The following is a 19,624-nucleotide window of genomic DNA, read 5'->3' on the forward strand; positions in this document are numbered from 1 at the left end:
ACACATGCCGTGCGCGGCACAGGAGGTTTTTCCCATGACGAATCAGGATCTTCGCGTCGGTCTCGTCGGCGCCGGGAAGATGGGCGCGGACCACGCGCTGCGGATCCACGAGCGGATCAGCGGAGCCCGGCTCGTCGCGGTGGCCGACCCGGACCTGGACCGGGCGCAGCAGGTGGCCGACACCGCGGGCGCGCGAGCGCAGCAGGACCCGTTCGAGGTCATCGCGGCATCCGATGTGGACGCCGTGGTGATCGCTTCTCCCGGAGTGGTGCACGAACCGCTGCTGCTGGCGGCCATCGAGCGCGGCGTGCCGGTGCTGTGTGAGAAACCGCTGACACCGGACCCGAAGTCCTCGCTGCGGGTCCTGGAGGCCGAGGAGGCCCGCGGCAGGCGCCTGGTGCAGGTGGGGTTCATGCGCCGGTTCGACGCGGAGTACGCGGAGCTCAAGCGGCTGCTGGACACCGGTGAGCTGGGGCGGCCGCTGCTGCTGCACTGCGCGCACCGCAACCCCACCGCCCCGCCCGGGTTCACCAGCCAGATGATGATCTTCGATTCGGTGGTGCACGAGTTCGACGCCACCCGCTGGCTGCTCGGCCAGGAACTCACCGCCGTGTCGGTGCGCGCGGGGCGCTCCACCGCGCTGGCCGCCGAGGGCCTGGTGGACCCGCAGGTGGTGAGCATCGAGACGACCGGTGGCGTGCTGGTGGACGTGGAAATCTTCGTCAACTGCGGATTCGGCTACCAGGTGCGCTGCGAGGCCGTGGGTGAGCGGGGCACCGCGCTCATCGGCGGCGACCGCGGACCCGTCCTGCACCGCGGCGGTCAGTGGGGCGGGGCGATCACCGCCGACTTCCGCGACCGCTTCGGCGCCGCGTTCGACCGGGAGGTGCAGCGCTGGGCCGACGCCGCCCGCCGCGGCGAGGTGGACCGCGCTGCCGCGAGCGCCTGGGACGGCTACGCCGCGGCGGCGGCCTGCGAAGCGGGCGTGCAGGCGCAGGCCAGCGGACAGCGCACCGAAGTGGAGCTGGTGGACCGCCCCGACTTCTACGCCTGACGCCACACCCGACGCTGCAGTGCAGCTCGATTTTCCTTCCCCAGCTTCGAAAACTCCAACGGCGGAGGTTTTCCCATGAGCGCCACCGGAACGACACCCACACATACCCCGCTACCCGCCAACACCCCGGGCCCGCACAGCCGACGGCTGGGCATGGTCGCCTTCGTGGCGACCTTCGGTGGTCTGCTGTTCGGCTACGACACCGGCGTCATCAACGGCGCGGTGGACCCGATGAAGGCCGACCTCGGACTGACCGCCGTCACCGAGGGCTTCGTGGTCAGCATCCTGGTCTTCGGCGCCGCGATCGGCGCGGCCATCGGCGGGCGGCTCTCCGACCGCTACGGACGGCGGCACAACATCCTGCTGCTGTCGGGCGTGTTCATCGTCGGCACCATCGGCTGTGCCCTGTCACCGACGTGGCCGGTGCTCGCCCTGTTCCGGTTCATCCTCGGCCTGGCCGTCGGCGGCGCCTCCACCACCGTCCCCGTCTATCTCGCCGAGGTGGCCCCGGTGGAACGGCGCGGCAGCGTCGTGACCCGTAACGAGGTCATGATCGTCTCCGGTCAGTTCGCGGCGTTCGTCGTCAACGCGATCATCATCAACGTGTGGGGCGAACACCCCGGGGTGTGGCGCTCCATGCTCGTCGTGGCCGTCCTCCCGGCGATCGCCCTGCTCCTCGGCATGCTCCGCGTCCCCGAAAGCCCGCGCTGGCTGGCCGCCCAGGACCGCGACGCCGAGGCGCTGACCGTGCTCAAACAGCTGCGCTCCCCCGAGCGCGCGGAGGCCGAGATGGCCGAGGTCCGCGCGCTCGCCGAGGAGGACCGGCAGGCACACACCGGCGGCTGGTCCGACCTCGCCGTGCCGTGGATCCGGCGACTGGTCATCATCGGGGCCGTGCTGGGCATCTTCCAGCAGCTCACCGGCATCAACTCGATCATGTACTACGGCACGCAGCTGCTGCAGACCGCCGGGTTCTCCAGCAACGGCGCGATCATCGCCAACACCGCCAACGGCCTGTTCAGCGTCCTGGGCATCACGGTCGGCATCATGCTCATCAACAAGATCAACCGCCGCGCCATGCTCATCGGCGGCTTCGCGCTCATCAGCATCTTCCACGTGCTGGTCGGCGCCTCGGCGATGTTCCTGCCGGACAGCAGCGCCAAGCCCTACATCATCCTCGTCTTCGTCGTGGCGTTCGTGTTCTCCATGCAGGGCACCCTCGGCCCGCTGGTGTGGCTGCTGCTGTCCGAGATGTTCCCGCTGAAGATCCGCAGCTTCGCGATGGGGCTGTGCGTGTTCGTGCTCTGGACGGCCAACGCCGGGGTCGCCTTCGGCTTCCCTCCGACCGTCGCGGCGCTGGGCATCGCACCGACGTTCTTCATCTTCGCCGCGATCGGCCTGCTCGGCATCGCCTTCACGGCCACCGCGGTCCCCGAGACCCGCGGCAAGACCCTCGAGGAATTCGAGGACGAGGCCCGCGCCAGGTACCGCGCGGCGTGACAAGGAGGAACTGACATGGCTGTTCTCGTCGCGGTCACCGATTCCGAGGAAGGCAGCACCGCACTGCGGACCGCGGCGGCCGAGGCCGCGCTGCGCCGCACGGACCTGCTGGTGGCCAACCTCCGGCTCGACCCGATCCCCGCCGACGACCTCCCGCAGCACGTCGACGTGCAGGTGGTGGAGCGCCGCCCCGGGGTGGAAGTCGCCGACCACGTGCTGGACCTGCTCGACGAGCACCCGGAGGTGGGCCTGCTGGTCATCGGCATGAAGCGGCGATCCCCGGTGGGCAAGCTCGTGCTCGGCAGCATCGCGCAGCGGCTGCTGCTCAACGCCGAGGTCCCGGTCCTGGCGGTCAAGGCGGCTGGTTAGCCCACTGATGAGCGGACGTGTGCGATCTCACGGCCTCGGGAACCTGCTGGTTCCCGAGGCCGCGGGCTTGGCACGCCGACCGCGCGGTCCCGCCGGCCGTCACCAGGCGGTAACCTCGCGGTTGCTGGTGGTCCGCCCGCCCCGGGACGCGTTCCGGGGCGGGCGGGGCAAGAGGGAACCCGGTGCGAATCCGGGACTGCCCCGCAGCGGTGAGCGGGAACGAACGCCGTCACCGGTCGCGAGACCGGGACAGCACTGGGCGCGTCGGCGCCTGGGAAGCGACGGCCAGTAGGAACACCCGGCGCAGTGCCGGGAAGTGCCCGCGAGTCCGAAGACCTGCCACCGGTGCGCGCACCCGGGTGGTGCGCGCTGGTCCGAGGTCTCGCGGGAGGACCTGGCGGACGAGGGGCCCATGGCGGGCCCGTCGGTCGCGCGCCTTTTGCGCAGACCTCGGCGCAGCAGTCGTCGAGCTCGCGAGGAGAGGGCGTTGACAGCAACCATCGGATCGACCGTGCTCGGGTATCCCAGGATCGGACCGAACCGGGAACTCAAGCGGGCGCTGGAGGACTACTGGTCCGGGCGCTGTGACGAGGCGCACCTGCGGGAGGTCGCGCGCGAGCTGCGCGCGGACACCTGGCGGGCGCTGCGGGACGCCGGCCTGGACTCGGTACCCAGCGGCACGTTCTCGTTCTACGACCACGTGCTGGACACCGCGGTCACCTTCGGCGCGGTCCCGGAGCGCCACGCGGCCCTCGGGCTGGGCCCGCTGGACACCTACTTCGCCATGGCGCGCGGTGCGGACTCCGCCGCGCCGCTGGAGATGACGAAGTGGTTCGACACCAACTACCACTACCTGGTCCCGGAAATCGCGCCGGACACCCGGTTCCGGGTGGCCGACCGGATCCCGATCGAGCAGTACCGGGAGGCCGCCGCGGCCGGGGTGCCCGCGCGCCCGGTGCTGGTCGGCCCGCTGACCTTCCTGCTGCTGGCCAAACCCGCCGCGGGCAGCCCGGATTCGTTCCGCCCGCTGGACAAGCTGGACGAGCTCCTCGACGCCTACGCCGAACTCCTCGGCGAGCTCCACTCGGCCGGGGCCGAGTGGGTGCAGCTGGACGAACCGGCGTTCGCCGCGGACCGCTCCCCCGCCGAACTGGACGCCCTGCGCCGCGCCTACCACCGGCTCGGCGGCCTGGCACGGCGGCCGGATTTGCTGGTGGCGGGCTACTTCGGCGACCTCGGCGAGGCCCTGGACGTGCTGGCGGTCACCCCCGTCGAGGCGATCGCCGTCGACCTGGTCGCCGGGCGGTCCCAGGTGGACCGGCTGCCGGGCCTGCCCGGGCTTCAGGACAAGACCCTCGTCGCGGGGCTGGTGGACGGGCGCAACGTGTGGCGCACCGACCTCGACGACGCCCTGTCGACCGCGGCGACCCTGCTCGGCCTGGCCGGTTCGGTCGCCGTCAGCACGTCGTGCTCGCTGCTGCACGTGCCCTACGACGTCGAGGCGGAGGCGGGCATCGACCCGCGAGTGAAGTCGTGGCTGGCCTTCGCCGTTCAGAAGGTCCGCGAGGTCGTCGTCCTGGGCCGGGCACTGCGGGAGGGCCGGGACGCGGTGGCCGACGACCTGGCCGCCGCGCGCGCCATCGCCGCCGACCGTGCCGAAGCCGACCTGGTGCGCGACCACCGCGTGCAGGCGCGGCTGAAGTCGTTGCGGCCCCAGCATTTCCGGCGCGCGGACTACGCGACGAGGCGGGTGGCCCAGGAGTCCCTGCGGTTGCCACCACTGCCGACGACCACCATCGGTTCCTTCCCGCAGACCAGCGAGGTGCGCCGGGCGCGCGCCGCGCTGCGCCGGGGCCGCATCGACCGCGCCACCTACCGGCAGCGGATGCGCGACGAGATCGAGCACGTGGTGCGGCGGCAGGAGGAACTCGGCCTCGACGTGCTGGTGCACGGCGAGCCCGAACGCAACGACATGGTGCAGTACTTCGCCGAGCACCTCGGCGGGTTCGCCTGCACCGACCACGGCTGGGTGCAGTCGTACGGGTCCCGGTGCGTGCGACCGCCGATCCTCTACGGTGACGTCTCCCGTCCCGAGCCGATCACCGTCGAGTGGGCCACCCACGCCCAGCGGCTCACCACGAAGCCGGTCAAGGGCATGCTCACCGGTCCGGTCACCATCCTGGCGTGGTCGTTCGTGCGCGACGACCAGCCCCTGGCCGACACCGCCGCGCAGATCGCGCTGGCCATCCGCGACGAGGTCCGCGACCTGGAGGCGGCGGGCATCCGCGTGGTGCAGGTCGACGAGCCCGCGCTGCGGGAGCTGCTGCCGCTGCGCGCCGCGGAGCACCGCCGGTACCTGGAGTGGGCGGTCAACGCGTTCCGGCTGGCGACCTCGGGCGTGGCCGATTCCACGCAGATCCACACGCACCTGTGCTACTCGGAGTTCGGCGACGTGATCGAGGCGATCGCGGCCCTGGACGCCGACGTCACCAGCATCGAGGCGGCCCGGTCCCGGATGGAGGTGCTCGGCGACCTCGCCGCCGTCGGCTTCGCCCGCGGCGTGGGGCCCGGCGTGTACGACATCCACTCCCCGCGGGTGCCGGAGGTCGACGAGATCGCCTCGCTGCTGCGCGCGGCGCTGGCGGCCGTGCCCGCGGAGCGGTTGTGGGTCAACCCCGACTGCGGGCTGAAGACCCGCGGCTACCCGGAAGTCGAGGCAGCCCTGGAAAACCTGGTACGCGCGGCCGCGCAGGTGCGGGCGTCGCTGGCGTGACCCGCGGGCCCGCGGGCAGCGGCACCGCCCGCGGGCCCGGTTCTCGCTGTATAACGGGGATTGAGCCCTCCGCTTCCGGGTGCCGGGAGGAGGGGTGCCCGATGGCCGACCACGACTTCTACGCGGACCTGGGGCTGTCCCCCGACGCCTCGCCTCAGGAGGTCAGGCGTGCCTACCGGCGGCTGGCACGCGAGCACCACCCCGACGCCAACCCCGGGGACGTCGCGGCGGAACGCCGCTTCAAGGCGGTCCGCGCGGCCTACGAGGTGCTGTCCGATCCGGTGCGGCGGCGCCAGTACGACCGGGCCCGGCGGCAGGCCGCGAGCGGTTCCGCCGGGGCACCCGGGGCGGGCGGCTTCGACCTGGGCGACTTCTTCGGTCCGGGGCCGCGCCTGCGCCGCAACGTCTTCGACGTCGACGACCTGCTTGGCGACGTGTTCGGACGGGTGTACCGGCCGTCCGGGCTGCGCCCGCGACGCGGCGCCGATCTGGAGGTCGACCTGCACCTGGCTTTCGAGACCGCCGCGCTGGGCGGTGCGGCACCGCTGCGGGTGCCGGCTCCGGGGCGCGAGCCGGAGGACGTCGTGCTGCGCGTCCCGCCGGGGGTCGACCCGGGGCAGCGGATCCGCCTGGCGGGGCGCGGCGCGCCGGGCCGCCACGGCGGTCCACCCGGTGACCTCCACGTAATCGTGCACGTCGAGCCGCACCCGGTGTTCGGCCGTCGCGACAACGACCTGACCGTCACCGTGCCGATCACCTTCCCGGAAGCGGTGTTGGGCGCGTCGATCTCGGTGCCCACGCTGGTCGACCGCGCCGAGCTGGTGATCCCGCCCGGCACGTGCAGCGGCACGGCGTTCCGGGTGCCCGGTGCGGGGATCCGGGCCTTCGACGGTCGCCAGGGCGACCTGCTGGTGACCGTCGAGATCGCCGTCCCGCGTCATCTGCACCGCGACGCCCGGCGCGCGTTGCGCGACTACGCGGCCAGCACCGCGGCGGAGCGGCCGCGTGACGACCTCGAACGCCGACTGCGCCGCTCCTGAGCGCTCGCGCGGACCCGCAACGAGCGGCACAGCCGCTTGGCCACCGTCGCGAACCAGCGGGGGCCGGCCCCGTCGGGACGGCCCCCGCCGCTGCTCGCACCGATCAGCTGCCTGCCTGCTCGGTGGAGCCCTCGATCACCTTGGGTTCGCCGCCACCGCGGCCGACCTCGATCCGGCGTGGCTTCGCCTCCTCGGCCACCGGCACCGTCACCGTCAGCACGCCGTCCTTGTAGTCGGCGGCGATGCCGCTCATGTCGACGCCCTCGCCCATCATCAGCTGCCTGCTGAACGTGCCCCGGGGCCGTTCGGCGGCAAGGTAGCTCGGCTCGCGCTGCTCGCTGCCCCGCGCCGGGGTCTTCCGCTCGGCGCGCACCGTCAGCGTGTTGTTCTCGGTGGTCACCTCCAGCGAGTCCGGGTCCACCCCGGGCAGGTCGAACTCGATCACGTAGTGGTCGCCGAGCCGGTAGACGTCCATCGGCATCGCCTGCGGTGCTCGCGTCGCGCTCAACACCTCGTTGGCCAACCGGCTGAAGTCACGGAACGGGTCGAACTGCAGCACCATTCTCACTCCTCCTCATGGAACGAGAATTCCTGCGGTCCGGTCGGGTGCTCGGCCGCCCGGCCGGACACCTCGTCGCCTCGACCTCACCTCCTCGGACGAGGATTGCTCGGTCGGTGACACCTTCATTCTGCGACCGGTAATCCAAGATTTCCACCGCGGTGGCCTTTGAAAATCTCGTTCAACGGATCCAAGATATTGGTGAGCACCAGTCAGGCCCGCTGCCCACCGGAGGACGCGACGCAATGCCCGGTCCCGTGAACAGCCATCGCGTGCCCGACGCGTTCGACGACGTCGACTACCCCGCCTACACCATGGGCCGGGCGGCCGAGATGCTCGGCGTCACGCCCGACTTCCTGCGCAGCCTCGAGGCCGCCGGGCTGCTCGCGCCCAAGCGTTCCACCGGCGGGCACCGCCGCTACAGCCGCACTGAGCTGACCCTCGCCGCGCGGGTGCGGGAACTGCTCGACGACGGGCTCACGGTGCTCACCGCCACGTGCCGCATCGTCGAGCTCGAACGCGAGTTGCACGCCGCCCGGGCGCGCATCGCCGAACTCGAGAAGGCCCTGAAAGAAGGCGGTGCGCGCCGACGCTCCCGCTGAATGCAACCGCCCGGCCAGACCTACCGCCGAACGAGCGCGATCAGCCAGGTGGGACACCGAGGTCCGCTGTCCTCCAGATTCGCCTGACCCTGGGGCCCGTGTGCGCTTCTTTGCCACGGCTGCGCCCGGGGTTATGCTCCGCGCCACACAGTCCGCCAATACCCCCGGAAGGGGTAGGAGGGGTCGTGCGAGCCACTGGCGACGCGTTGTTGCGCCCAGACGACCGGGATGCGTTCCGCCACGCCGTTCGGCTGGTGCGGCAGCGGACCGGGGTCCCGGTGTCGTTCGGCGGCCAGGCGGACGCGGACTCGTTGCTGCTCTCCGAGTTCCAGGGGGTGCGCACGACCGGGTTGAAGGGACTGCGCGTCCTGGCCTCGACAGGACTCGGTGGCCAGGTCATGACCCGGCGCCGCCCGGTGGGCGTGCGCGACTACGCGTCGGCGGCGACGATCAGCCACGACTACGACGCGGTGGTGCTCGCCGAGGGGCTCAGCTCGGTGGTGGCGGCACCGGTGACGGTGCGCGGCGCGGTCCGAGGTGTGCTCTACGGCGCCGCGCGCGGTCTCGCCCCGCTCGGCGACAGGGTGATCGATGTCGTCGCCGACGTCACCCGGGAGCTGGCCGGTGAGCTCGCCGTCCGCGACGAGGTCGACCGGCGGCTGCAGCTGCTTCGTGCGGCGGAGGTCGACGGCCCGCGCCCGACGGACCGGGCGGCCATCGAGGAGGTGCGGGAGCTGCACGCCGAGTTCCGCGCCATCGCCCAGGATCTCAAGGACCCGGCGTTACGCGAGCGGCTGCACGACGCGTGCCAGCGGCTGGCCACCCTCACGAGCACGGCGACGCGGCGTGGGCCGCAGCTGGCCCGCCGCGAACTGGACGTGCTCGCCCAGGTGGCCCTGGGGTGCAGCAACGCCGAAACCGCGCAGCGCCTGTCGCTGCGCCCAGAGACGGTGAAGGCGTACCTGCGCAGCGCGATGCGCAAGCTCGACGTCCACACGCGGCACGAGGCGGTCGTGGCGGCCCGCCGCTGCGGCCTGCTGCCCTGACGGCTCCACCACGCGGAACCGGCAGCCCGGCGAGCCGGGTCACCGCCGCGGTTCGGGCGGTTGCCGGTCGAGGCACCGCGCGTGCCACAACGCCACCGCCGGTGGCTGGTTCCACCGCGTGATCCCCAGGGACGCGTAGGTCTCGTCAAGCCTGCGGTAGATCTCGTCCAGGACAGTGGCCGCCAGCACGCCGGTGAGCGAGGAGCCCGCTTCGGACCCCGATTGGTCCGGCGCCGACCCGCCGCGCCCGACCGGCCGCCCCGACTTCACGGTCATCCGCACCACCGTCCTCGCCCTTGCATCAGTCCCCCGGCACCGCCGGCGGACGAGCGGTCACCAACAGCACCACACGGCACGGTAGCCGCACCGCGGATCGTCCGTCAACAAACAAGTGACTTCATCATAGTTACCCAAAGCGACTCACAAGGCTCTTCTGCGGGGGCAAGACCTCCATAAGTGAATTTCTGATAGTGCAATCTCGAAACGAGTCCGACCAGCTGACGGTGCGCCCCGGCCGGTGCCGGGGCATCCTGAAAGGCACCATGAACCACCCCGAGCCGGGCACGCAGTTCACCGACGCCGACTACCGCGAGCACCCCTACCCCGGTGCCCGCCCGGACTTCTCCTTCGTGCACCTCAACGGCTGCGGGCACCGGCTGCGACCGGACGCCACCGCGCCCTCCGGCTGGCGGGTGGGCGACGGTCGCAGCGCCGAGCCATGCCTGGACCAGTGGCTGGCCGAGCACGGCGCACCCCCGGTCCGGGGCCGGCACCCCGTGCTGGCCTACGGGTCCAACGCCTGCCCCGCCAAGATCACCTGGTTACGGGATCACCTCGGCCTGCGCGGCCCCGCCGTGGTGCTGCGAGCGGACTGCACCGGGCTGGCCGCGGTGTGGGCGGCCGGCCTGCGCATCAGGGACGCTCAGCGGCCCGCCGTGCTGGTCGCTGCCCCGGGAGTGGTCGAGCGGCACGCGGTCTGGCTGGCGACCGCGGACCAGCGCCGGGTGTTCGACGAGTGCGAGGGCCGCGGCATCCGGTACCGGCTGGTATGCCTGCACGGCCCCGAGCGGATCCGGCTCGAGGACGGCAGCGAACCGCGGCACGTGCTCGCCTACACCGGCGCCACCGCGCAGCGCGCGCCGCTGCTGGTCGACGACCGCCCGGTCCGGTGCGCCGAGGTCGACCAGCGTGCCGCGAACTTGCTGACCGGCGAACCCGGCCCCGGCGACGGCCTGTTCTGCACCGAGATCGTGGGCGACCCGCACAACCGCCGACGGTGACGGTTTTCTCTCCCGCACCGGCCCCGCGGGGCTGTGGCAGCGCCACCACCGCAGCAGCCCTGATCAGTCCACTATGTTCTGTTTATCCGCCTCGACTGCTGATCCGAAGTATCTTTGCGTACACGTCTCTTACGCTTTTCGGTTCCCCGATGATCACTTGCGGGTGAAGATGCCGTCCCTGGCTCGCCTCAGCGCTTCCGTTGTGGGATACAGGATCATGCAGTCGTGCTACCAACACCCTGAACCGGTGCGGTGGTCCCACGTGGCCACGGAAGGAGTTTGATGGACGTCGAGAGCAGTACCTCGAACGTCGAAGATCTCAAGCAGAAAGTCGCGCAGCTCCAGGGCGATCTGAAAAAGGACCTCATCTCGCTCGTCAGGATCAGGTCCCACCTTGGCGCGGAGAAGAAGAAGGCCGCGGACAAGGTCGTCTCCCTGCTCTCCGAAGCGGGTGTGCACAACGCCCAGACCATCTCGCTCGGGAACAGCGCTCCCCTGGTGCACGGATCAATCACAGTCGATCCCATCAAGCCCACGGTCCTGCTCTACGCCCACTACGACGTGCAGCCGCCGGGCAGCTGGAGCGAGGACGAAGCGTTCGACCCCAAGGAGAAAAACGGCCGCCTGTACGGGCGCGGCGCCGCCGATGACAAGTCCGGGATCATGATGCACGTCGGCATGCTGCGCGCCTTCGGCACGAAGCCGCCGGTCAATGTGGAGTTCCTCATCGAAGGCGAGGAGGAGAGCGGGACCGGGTCGCTGGAGGAGTACCTCGACAGGCCCGAGAACCAGGACAGATTCGTGGCCGACGCCTACGTGATCGCCGACACCGGTGGCGTGGCGGTCGGGTCTCCCGCGCTGACCACGAGCCTGCGCGGCATCGCCCAGGCCGACATCACCGTGCGGACGCTCGAAGGGCCGGTGCACTCGGGGATGTACGGCGGCCCCGCCCCGGACGCGTTCATGGCGCTCTGCCGGATCCTGGCGACCCTACACGACGACGCCGGGGACGTGGCGATTCCGGGCCTGCTGGCCACGAAGTGGACGGGCGCCGACTACCCCGACGCGACAACCTTCTGCCACAACGCCGGGGTGCTGCCGGGTGTGCCGCTGATCGGAACCAAATCCGTGGCGCAACGGCTCTACACCAAGCCGTCCCTCAACGTGGTCGGACTCGACAGCGACCTGCCGACGACGAAGGACTCGGTCAACGCGCTGTGCCCGCAGGCCACGGCCCGGGTCAGCATCCGCTTGGTGCCCGGGCAGGAGCCCGCCGCCGCGGTGGCCGCGTTGCGCGAGCACATCAACCGGAACCGGCCCTGGTTCCTGTCGGTCGACGTGGTGGACCGGGGTGGCGGCTCGGGGTTCGAGGTCAAGACCGGATCGAAGATCTACGCCATGGCCGAGTGGGCACTGAAAACCGCCTACGGCCGCGCCGTGACCAGCCTCGGCCAGGGCGGGTCGATCCCGCTGGTGCACAAGCTGCAGGCGCGCAACGAGAACGCCCCGGTCCTGCTGTGGGGCTGCGAGGAACCCGCAGCCAGAATCCACGCCCCAAACGAAAGCGTCGATCTCGGCGAGCTGGAGCGGATGACCCTGGCCGAGGCCCTCTTCCTCGACGAACTGTCCAAGCTCTGAGCGCCGCGCCAGAAGGAGGAACCGTGGAAAAAGCACCGAAGTTGGACGACGAGTTCTTCGAACTGCCCCGCAAGGGGCTCAGCGACGAGGACCGCAAGGCCGCCCTGAAGGAGCTCAAGGCATACCTGGACCACTACCAGCAGAACTTCCTCGGCTACCAGGTCAACCAGAACCTGGCCGAGGTCCGCGAGGACCTCGCGCCGTTCCTCGGGGTGCACACCAACAACATCGGCGACCCGTACGTCAACTCCAACCTGGCCACCCACACCAAGCCGCTGGAGAAGGCGGTGCTCAAGCGGTACGCGCAGTTGTGGGGAATCAAGCCCTACACCAGCGAGAACAGCGAGCAGGGCTGGACGAGCGCGTGGGGCTACGTGTTGTCGATGGGCTGCTCGGAGGGCAACGTCTACGCGCTGCTCAACGCCCGCGACTACCTGTCCGGCAAGATCCTGCTGGCCAACCCGGGCCCCGACCCGGGGTTGCTGATGTCGCAGGCCGAGGTTTGGGCGCCCTATCTGGACACCCCGGCCAAGCGGGCCAACGCGCTGCAGCCGGTGGCGTTCTTCTCCGCGGACACGCACTACTCGGTGGCCAAGGCGGCACACACCCTGGCCATCCCCACCTTCGGTGAGGTGGGCGCCAAGTACTACAGCGAGTTCGGCGAGTACGAGACCTGCGGCTACACCGGTGGCTGGCCCGCCGAGATCCCGTCCAACCGGGACGGCTCCATCGACATCGACCGGCTCGTCACCACGGTCGACTTCTTCGCCCGCCGTGGCCACCCGATCCTGCTGATCTGTAACCTGGGCACCACCTTCCGCGGCGCCTACGACAACGTCGGGGAGATCGCCCAGCGCCTGCAGCGCGAGGTGTTCGACCGCTACTCGATGAACGAGCGCGAGTTCAGCGTGAACACCAAGGGCGGCACGCCGATCAAGGACAAGCGGCGTGCGTTCTGGATCCACGTCGACGGCGCGCTGGGCGCGTCCTACCTGCCGTTCCTCAAGAAGGCGCTGGCGGACGGGCTGCTGAAGCCCGACGAGGTCGACTTCACCATCCCGGACTTCGACTTCCGTGTCGAACAGGTCAGCTCGATCGTCACCAGTGGACACAAGTACCCGGGTTCGCCGTGGCCGTGCGGGATCTACATGACCCGCCGCAAGTTCCAGCTGCAGCCGCCGCCGATGGCCGCCTACGTCGCCTCGCCGGACACCACCTTCGCCGGTTCCCGCAACGGGTTCTCCTCGATCGTGCTGTGGAACCAGCTGGCGAGGTTCTCCGAACAGGAGCAGGTCGAGGGCATCGTCCAGGCGGTGCAGCTGGCCAAGGAGACCGCCGAGGCGCTCCGGAAGCTGGTTGGCGAGTCGAAGGTGGAGCACACGGACGGCACGCTGAGCGTGCAGTTCCCGCGCCCCAACGACAAGATCGTGCGCAAGTACTCGCTGGCCAGCGTGCAGACCGGCGAGAACACCACGATGTGTCACCTGTTCGTGATGCCGCACGTGCTCGACCGGAAGGCCCTCGACAGCCTCCTGGCGGACCTGAAGGCCGACGACGCCTTCGAGCCGGCGGCCGCCATGGGCGTGGAGCCCGCGCCGGTCGAGTACCAGGCGTCGGAGAGCAACGAGTGGCAGGTCCTGCTGGGCACCAACCGCGGCTTCATGTGATCCGTTCGAACTGAACGGCCACCAGCGGCAGGCCCTGCGTCGCGGGACGAGATCCCGCGACGCAGGGCCTGCATCCATGTCGCTCTGCGGAGTGTGGTGTGCGGACGTGCCTGCGATCAGCGAGCCGGTGCGGTCCAGCGCAGCCGGGTGCCACCCGTCGCGCGCCGCTCGACCGCGCACTCACCGCCGCACTCGGCCGCCCGCTCGGCGAGGTTGCGCAGGCCGCTGCGGGCCACCTGCTCGGTGATGCCCACGCCGTCGTCGGTCACCTCGACCACCAGCTCCTCCCCCGCGCTCACCGCGACCGACAACTCCGACGCCCGGGCGTGCCGCACGACGTTGCTCACCGCCTCCCGGACGACCGCCTCGGCCTGCTCGGCCAGCTGCGGCGGCAGCACGTCCAGCGGACCGGACATCCGCACGGCCAGGTGCAACGGCGAGTCCCCGACCATGTCGGTGACGACCTGCTGCACCCGGTCCCGGAACCGCCGTGCCCCGGCCAGGCCGGCGTGCAGGTCGAAGATCGCCGCCCGGACGTCCTGGATCACCTCGTGCAGCTGGTCGATGTGCTCGGCCAACCGGTCGGCCACCGCCGGCGACTTCACCTGCCGGTGGGTGCCCTGCATGGCCATCCCGACGGCGAACAGCCGCTGGATCACGTTGTCGTGCAGGTCCCGGGCGATGCGGTCGCGGTCGGCCAGCACGTCAAGCTCGCGCCGCGCCAGTTGCGCCTCGGCTCGCTGCAGCGCCAGCGTCGCCTGGTCCGCGAACGACGACACCACCTGCAGCGCGTGGTCGTCGAACCGCTGGGCACCCGACGCCCGCACGGCCAGCAGCACCCCGGACAACCCGTCCCCGGCCCGCATCGGCACCGCCAGCGCCGGACCGAACCCGATGCTCAGACCGCCGGTGAAGTCGAACGCCAGCCGCGTCACGTTGCGCGGCAGCCGCTCCCGGAGCACCTGGCCGGACGTCGACCCGGCGACCGGGAGGCGGCGCCCCACCAGGTCGCCGATGCCGTCCCCGGCGCACACCGCGACGGTCAGCTCCTCGGCCGCCGCCGGGTTCTCCTCATCGTCCGGCACCACCAGCAGCGTGTAGTCCGCCGCGGTCAGCTCCAGGGCCCGTTCGGCGATCAGGTGCAGCGCGTCCAGCGTGTCGGTGCCCGCCAGCAGTTGCGTGGTGATCTCGCTGGTGGCGTCCAGCCACCGCTCCCGCCGCCGCACCTCGTCGAACAGCCGCGCGTTGTCCACCGCGATGCCGGCCGCGGCGGCCAGCGCCTGCACCACGGACTCGTCGTCCGCGGTGAACGCGCCGTCGCGCTTGTCGGCCAGGTACAACCGCCCGTACGTCTCCTGGCGCGCGCGGATGGGCACCCCGAGGAAGCTGCGCATCGGCGGGTGGTTCGGCGGGAAGCCCACCGAGGCGGGGTGCCTGCTCACGTCGTCCAGCCGCAGCGGCGCGCTCTCCTCGATGACCACGCCCAGCACGCCGCCACCGGTGGGCAGCGGCCCGATCCGGCGCCGGGTCTCCTCATCGATGCCCTCGTAGATGAACTGGCTCAGCGAACCATCCTCGGCGAGCACACCTATCGCCGCGTAGCGGGCGTCGACCAGCCGCATCGACGAGCGCACGATCTGGCGCAGCAGCGTGTCCAACTCCAGTTCGGAGGAGATGGTCAGCACGGCCTCCAGCAGCCCGTCGAGCCGCTCGCGGATCCCGACGATCTCCTCGATACGCTCCTGGACCTGCGCCAGGAGTTCCCCGAGCCGCACCAGGGACGACGTCCCCACGGGACCGGTCCACGCCCCCCGCGGACTCGGCAAGTCCGCCCTGCTCACAGGTCCACTGTGACACGACCGGGCCGTCCGCACCGCCCCGCCAGGTGACGATCGGCTCTACCGGCCGCGCCACCGCGGGCACGAGGCTGACAAGAACCCGGAACGAGCCGAAGGGATCGCGATGGAGCTCCAGCTGACGCCCGTGGCCTCGCTGACGGCCGACCAGGTGCGCGACGCCCTGCTGGCCGCCACCGCGGCCCCCTCGCTGTACAACAGCCAGCCGTGGCGGTTCCGCTGCACCCCCGACGCGATCGAGCTGCACGCCGACTTCTCCCGGGCGCTGCCCGCGGCCGACCCGGACGACCGCGAGCTCATGCTCGCCTGCGGGGCAGCCCTGCTGAACCTCCGCTTGATGGTCCGGGTGGCCGGGGTGCGCCCGGACGTGCGTCTGCTGCCCGACCACAACAGGCGCGGCCTGCTGGCGACCGTGCGCCCGGCGGGTCCGCACCCGGCCACCCCGGTGGACCGGGTACTGGCCGCCGCAATCCACCGACGCCGCACCAACCGCCGCCCCTTCCTGCCCACCCCGGTCTCCCCGGTGCTGCGCAGCCGACTGCGGCAGGCGGCCGAGGCCGAGCGCGGATGGCTGGCCGTCCTCGAACGCCCCCAGCTGGCCCCGCTGCAGGCCCTGGTGCGCTCCGCCCACGAGGCCCAGCGCGCCGACCCCGCGTTCGTCGCCGAGTGGCGGCAGTGGACCGGTCGCGACGCCGACAGCCGCGAGGGCGTACCCGCGCACACCAGCGGCCCGCTGCCCGAGCCGCAGGACGAGTGGGTGCTGCGGGACTACAGCGGCGGCACCGCGCCGACGCGGGTGGTGGGCAAGGACTTCGAACCCGAGCCGCTGATCTGCGTGCTCGGCTCCTTCCGGGACTCGACGTTCGCCCAGTTGCAGGCGGGGCTGGCGATGCAGCGGGTGCTGTTGACCGCCACCGATGCGGGGCTGGCGGCGTCGTTTCTGTCGCAGCTGGTGGAGGTCCCGCAAGCCCGCAAGGAGCTGCGCAGCCTCATCGGCGGCGGCCTGTGGCCCCAGGCCGTGCTGCGCATCGGCTACGGCTCTCCGGTCCCGGCCTCCCCGCGGCGCAGCCTGGCGGATGTGGTCATCTGCGACGCCGCGGCCGAGCGGAGCTGGTGATCAGCGCTGGCGGCGGGCCCGGGTGGCGATGACCGCGGCCTGGGTGCGGCGCTGCACGCCCAGCTTGGCCAGCAGGCGGGACACGTAGTTCTTGACCGTTTTCTCCGCCAGGAACATGCGTTCGGCGATCTCCCGGTTGGTCAGCCCCTCGCCGACGAGGTCGAGCAGGACGCGTTCCTGCCTGGTCAGATTTGGCAGGTCCGCCGAGGAGTCCAGGTCGGCACGCAACCGCTCGACCAGCGCGGCCGGGTCCTTCTCGCCGAACAGCGTCCGCCCGCTGCCGACCAGGCGCACCGCCTGCGACAGTTCCATGCCCCTGACGTCCTTCACCAGGTAGCCGGCCGCCCCGGCCAGCACCGCGTCCAACTTCGCCTGGGCGTCGGTGAAGGACGTCAGCATCAGGCAGCGCAGGTCGGGGATGCGCGACCGCAGCTCCCGGCACAGCTCCACGCCGTTGCCGTCGGGCAACCGCACGTCGAGCGCGGCCACGTCCGGCCGCACCGCGGGGATGCGGGCCAGCGCCTCGGCCACCGACCCCGCCTGCCCGACCACTTCCAGGTCGTCCTCGGCGTCGAGCAGGTCGGCCAGGCCGACGCGGACCAGCTCGTGGTCGTCGACGAGGAACACCCGGATCGTGCCCGCCGGTCGGCTGCGGTCCATGTCCCCAGCGTAGGAGCCGGGGGCCGAGACGTCCCGGTGAGCGCGCGGCGGTCATCCGTCCGCGGGCGGGACGCGGTGTGCCCCCGGGGGCCACAGGACCGTGACCGGGAGGCCCCTGGCACGGGCCGCTTCGACGATGTCCGCCGTGCCGCCGCGGCCGCGCGCGGGTTCGCCGTCCCAGACGGCCAGCAGTTCGTCGGACAGCTCCAGCATCCGCAGGCCCGCGTCCAAATAGGACTGCGGTGTCGGCTGCACGTGGTCCAGCCGGACCACCCGCACGGCCGCCGCCAGCAGCGCGTCGAAGACCGGGCGGTGGTCGTCGGGCAGCGCGTCCCGGTAGCGCGCCGCGGGCACGACCACCTCCAGGCGCCCACCGGCGTCCAGGACCGCCCGGGCGAACAGGGTGTCCGCGCCGTCCGCCAGGCACGTCACACCGACGAGATCGGCGCCGACGGCGCGGACCGACGCGCGCAGCGCCTCCTCCACCAGGGTCGCGGTCCGTTCCGGAAGGCCCCGATGGCCAGTGATCGCGACTCGTGCCACCCGACCTCCTCCACCTCCCGCACCCCGGCAGGGACGCGGACTGCTGCACCCGGCAGCCGGGCCACCGTCGCGAGAAACCCCCGGACGGACGTGCACGGTTCCCGGCCACGCCGATCCGCGTGAGCCTAACCCGCCGGCCCTCCGACGCGGTGCCCCACGGCGGGATCCGCGAGCCAGATCACGGCACGCCGTCGACGAGGAGATACTGGCCGCCATCGCCACCGGCGTCACGTCGATCGCGTGGTGCCGGGGCCGGTCCGGGTCAGTCGAGGCCGAGGAGCTTCTTGGCGGCTTCGCGCATCTCGACCTTGCGGACCTTGCCCGTGACCGTCATCGGGAACTCGTCGACCACGTGGACGTAGCGGGGGATCTTGTAGTGCGCCAGCTTGCCCGTGCAGAACTCGCGCAGCGACTCCGCCGTCAGCGGCTCGGCGCCCTCGCGCAGGCGCACCCACGCCATCAGCTCCTCGCCGTACCTGGCGTCCGGAACCCCGATCACCTGGGCGTCCAGGACGTCCGGGTGGGTGTAGAGGAACTCCTCGATCTCGCGCGGGTAGATGTTCTCCCCGCCGCGGATCACCATGTCCTTGATCCGGCCGGTGATGCTCACGTACCCGTCGGCGTCCATCACCGCCAGGTCGCCGGTGTGCATCCAGCGGGCCGCGTCGATCACCTCGGCCGTCATCTCCGGCTGCTCCCAGTAGCCCAGCATCACCGAGTACCCGCGGGTGCACAGCTCGCCCGCCGTGCCGCGCGGCACCGTCAGTCCCGTGTCCGGGTCGATGATCTTGACTTCCAGGTGCGGGCCGACCCGGCCCACCGTGGACACCCGGCGCTCCAGCGAGTCGTCCGCGCGGGTCTGGGTGGACACCGGCGAGGTCTCGGTCATGCCGTAACAGATGGCCACCCCCGCCATCCCCATCCGCTCGATGACCTGCTTCATCACCTCCACCGGGCACGGCGACCCGGCCATGATCCCGGTCCGCAGCGAGCTGAGGTCGTAGTCCTCGAAGTTCGGCAGGTCCAGCTCGGCGATGAACATCGTCGGCACCCCGTACAGCGACGTGCAGCGCTCGGCGGCCACCGCCGCCAGGGCCGTCACCGGGTCGAAGCCCTCGCTCGGGATCACCATCGCCGCGCCGTGGCTGGTGCAGGCGAGGTTACCCATCACCATCCCGAAGCAGTGGTAGAACGGCACCGGGATACACACCCGGTCCTGCTCGGTGTAGCCGCACAGCTCACCGACGAAGAACCCGTTGTTGAGGATGTTGTGGTGCGACAGGGTGGCGCCCTTGGGGAAGCCGGTGGTGCCCGAGGTGTACTGGATGTTGATCGGGTCGTCCGCGGACAGCCGGATGTCCGTCAATCGGGCGGGGTTCCCGCCGCCGGCGGCCAGCTCCGTCCACTCGGGACTGTCGAGGTGGACGACGCGTTCCAGCCGCGGGCACTTCGGCCGGACCTGCTCGACCATCGCCACGTAGTCCGAGGACTTGAACCGCTGCGCGGCGACCAGCAGGCGCACCCCCGCCTGGTTGAGCACGAACTCCAGCTCGTGCACCCGGTACGCCGGGTTGACATTGACCAGGATCGCGCCGATCTTCGCCGTGGCGTACTGCAGCAGCACCCACTCTGCGCGGTTGGGCGCCCAGATCCCCACCCGGTCACCCTTGGTGATCCCGGCGTCGAGCAGACCCAGCGCCAGCGCATCGACGTCCGCCACGAGTCCCCGGTAGGTCCACCTGCGGCCGGTGGCGTGTTCCACCAGCGCGTCGCGATCCGGGAACCGTGCCGCCGTGCGATCGAGGTTGGCCCCGATCGTCTCGCCCAACAGCGGCACATCCGACACACCCGAGGAGTAGGACAGCTGCACCGACGTCACGTCGCCTCCCGAAAACAGTGGTGCGGAGCAGTAGGCGGAAA

17 protein-coding genes and 1 riboswitch are annotated in these 19,624 nt (G+C 71.4%); of the genes, 11 read left to right on the forward strand and 6 right to left on the reverse strand.

Annotated elements, in window-relative coordinates; translation table 11 throughout:
- Positions 1-34 precede the first annotated feature (34 nt).
- The 5 genes from IEY17_RS10840 to IEY17_RS10860 all read left to right on the forward strand — a co-directional run bounded on the left by IEY17_RS10840 (position 35) and on the right by IEY17_RS10860 (position 6,736).
- Positions 35-1,054, forward strand: a complete 1,020-nt coding sequence (locus tag IEY17_RS10840) for a Gfo/Idh/MocA family protein (protein WP_188987208.1) — start codon at positions 35-37, stop codon at positions 1,052-1,054.
- A gap of 75 nt (positions 1,055-1,129) precedes the next feature.
- Positions 1,130-2,554 carry a sugar porter family MFS transporter gene (locus IEY17_RS10845; protein ID WP_188987209.1) on the forward strand — a complete coding sequence of 475 codons (1,425 nt, stop codon included), beginning with the start codon at positions 1,130-1,132 and terminating at the stop codon, positions 2,552-2,554.
- 15 nt (positions 2,555-2,569) lie between these two features.
- Complete coding sequence (locus IEY17_RS10850; RefSeq protein ID WP_188987210.1) at positions 2,570-2,923, forward strand: universal stress protein; 354 nt, start codon at positions 2,570-2,572, stop codon at positions 2,921-2,923.
- Positions 2,924-3,034: 111 nt separating this feature from the next.
- Positions 3,035-3,281: riboswitch (cobalamin riboswitch) on the forward strand.
- A 129-nt stretch (positions 3,282-3,410) separates the two neighbouring features.
- Positions 3,411-5,696: a 5-methyltetrahydropteroyltriglutamate--homocysteine S-methyltransferase gene (gene metE / locus IEY17_RS10855; protein ID WP_188987211.1), complete on the forward strand. Its 2,286-nt coding sequence runs from the start codon at positions 3,411-3,413 to the stop codon at positions 5,694-5,696.
- Between the two features lie 101 nt (positions 5,697-5,797).
- Positions 5,798-6,736: a DnaJ C-terminal domain-containing protein gene (locus IEY17_RS10860; protein WP_188987212.1), complete on the forward strand. Its 939-nt coding sequence runs from the start codon at positions 5,798-5,800 to the stop codon at positions 6,734-6,736.
- A 103-nt stretch (positions 6,737-6,839) separates the two neighbouring features.
- On the opposite strand, the gene IEY17_RS10865 is transcribed toward IEY17_RS10860, so the two are convergent.
- On the reverse strand, positions 6,840-7,298 hold the full coding sequence (locus IEY17_RS10865; RefSeq protein WP_188987213.1) for an Hsp20/alpha crystallin family protein: 459 nt from the start codon (positions 7,296-7,298) through the stop codon (positions 6,840-6,842).
- Positions 7,299-7,540: 242 nt separating this feature from the next.
- Here IEY17_RS10865 and IEY17_RS10870 point away from each other — a divergent pair, with 242 nt between their 5' ends.
- Together IEY17_RS10870 and IEY17_RS10875 are read left to right on the forward strand one after the other, a co-directional pair.
- Positions 7,541-7,897, forward strand: coding sequence for a MerR family transcriptional regulator (locus IEY17_RS10870; protein WP_188987214.1), 357 nt, complete (start codon positions 7,541-7,543; stop codon positions 7,895-7,897).
- A gap of 185 nt (positions 7,898-8,082) precedes the next feature.
- Positions 8,083-8,943: a LuxR C-terminal-related transcriptional regulator gene (locus IEY17_RS10875; protein ID WP_229680027.1), complete on the forward strand. Its 861-nt coding sequence runs from the start codon at positions 8,083-8,085 to the stop codon at positions 8,941-8,943.
- A 39-nt stretch (positions 8,944-8,982) separates the two neighbouring features.
- Here IEY17_RS10875 and IEY17_RS10880 read toward each other — a convergent pair whose 3' ends face one another.
- Positions 8,983-9,219, reverse strand: coding sequence for a hypothetical protein (locus tag IEY17_RS10880; protein ID WP_188987215.1), 237 nt, complete (start codon positions 9,217-9,219; stop codon positions 8,983-8,985).
- A 266-nt stretch (positions 9,220-9,485) separates the two neighbouring features.
- Here IEY17_RS10880 and IEY17_RS10885 point away from each other — a divergent pair, with 266 nt between their 5' ends.
- The 3 genes from IEY17_RS10885 to IEY17_RS10895 all read left to right on the forward strand — a co-directional run bounded on the left by IEY17_RS10885 (position 9,486) and on the right by IEY17_RS10895 (position 13,528).
- Positions 9,486-10,223, forward strand: a complete 738-nt coding sequence (locus tag IEY17_RS10885; protein ID WP_188987216.1) for a hypothetical protein — start codon at positions 9,486-9,488, stop codon at positions 10,221-10,223.
- 282 nt (positions 10,224-10,505) lie between these two features.
- Positions 10,506-11,861, forward strand: coding sequence for a M20/M25/M40 family metallo-hydrolase (locus IEY17_RS10890; protein WP_188987217.1), 1,356 nt, complete (start codon positions 10,506-10,508; stop codon positions 11,859-11,861).
- Positions 11,862-11,884: 23 nt separating this feature from the next.
- Positions 11,885-13,528 carry a pyridoxal-dependent decarboxylase gene (locus tag IEY17_RS10895; protein WP_188987218.1) on the forward strand — a complete coding sequence of 548 codons (1,644 nt, stop codon included), beginning with the start codon at positions 11,885-11,887 and terminating at the stop codon, positions 13,526-13,528.
- A gap of 116 nt (positions 13,529-13,644) precedes the next feature.
- Here IEY17_RS10895 and IEY17_RS10900 read toward each other — a convergent pair whose 3' ends face one another.
- A complete protein-coding gene (locus IEY17_RS10900; RefSeq protein WP_229680028.1) occupies positions 13,645-15,321 on the reverse strand; it encodes a sensor histidine kinase in 1,677 nt (558 codons plus the stop codon).
- Positions 15,322-15,490: 169 nt separating this feature from the next.
- On the opposite strand from IEY17_RS10900, the gene IEY17_RS10905 reads away from it, so the two are divergent.
- Positions 15,491-16,501, forward strand: coding sequence for an Acg family FMN-binding oxidoreductase (locus IEY17_RS10905; RefSeq protein WP_188987219.1), 1,011 nt, complete (start codon positions 15,491-15,493; stop codon positions 16,499-16,501).
- Here IEY17_RS10905 and IEY17_RS10910 read toward each other — a convergent pair whose 3' ends face one another.
- The 3 genes from IEY17_RS10910 to IEY17_RS10920 all read right to left on the reverse strand — a co-directional run bounded on the left by IEY17_RS10910 (position 16,502) and on the right by IEY17_RS10920 (position 19,583).
- Positions 16,502-17,161 (reverse strand): response regulator, encoded by a 660-nt coding sequence (locus tag IEY17_RS10910; RefSeq protein WP_188987220.1) that lies wholly within the window; start codon positions 17,159-17,161, stop codon positions 16,502-16,504.
- A 51-nt stretch (positions 17,162-17,212) separates the two neighbouring features.
- Positions 17,213-17,704: a hypothetical protein gene (locus IEY17_RS10915; protein ID WP_188987221.1), complete on the reverse strand. Its 492-nt coding sequence runs from the start codon at positions 17,702-17,704 to the stop codon at positions 17,213-17,215.
- A gap of 262 nt (positions 17,705-17,966) precedes the next feature.
- Entirely contained in the window at positions 17,967-19,583 is a 1,617-nt protein-coding gene (locus tag IEY17_RS10920) for an AMP-binding protein (RefSeq protein WP_188987222.1), read from the reverse strand.
- Positions 19,584-19,624: the final 41 nt, after the last annotated feature.

Source organism: Saccharopolyspora thermophila, from assembly GCF_014646075.1.
In the GTDB taxonomy this organism is placed as follows: Bacteria; Actinomycetota; Actinomycetes; order Mycobacteriales; family Pseudonocardiaceae; genus Saccharopolyspora; species Saccharopolyspora thermophila.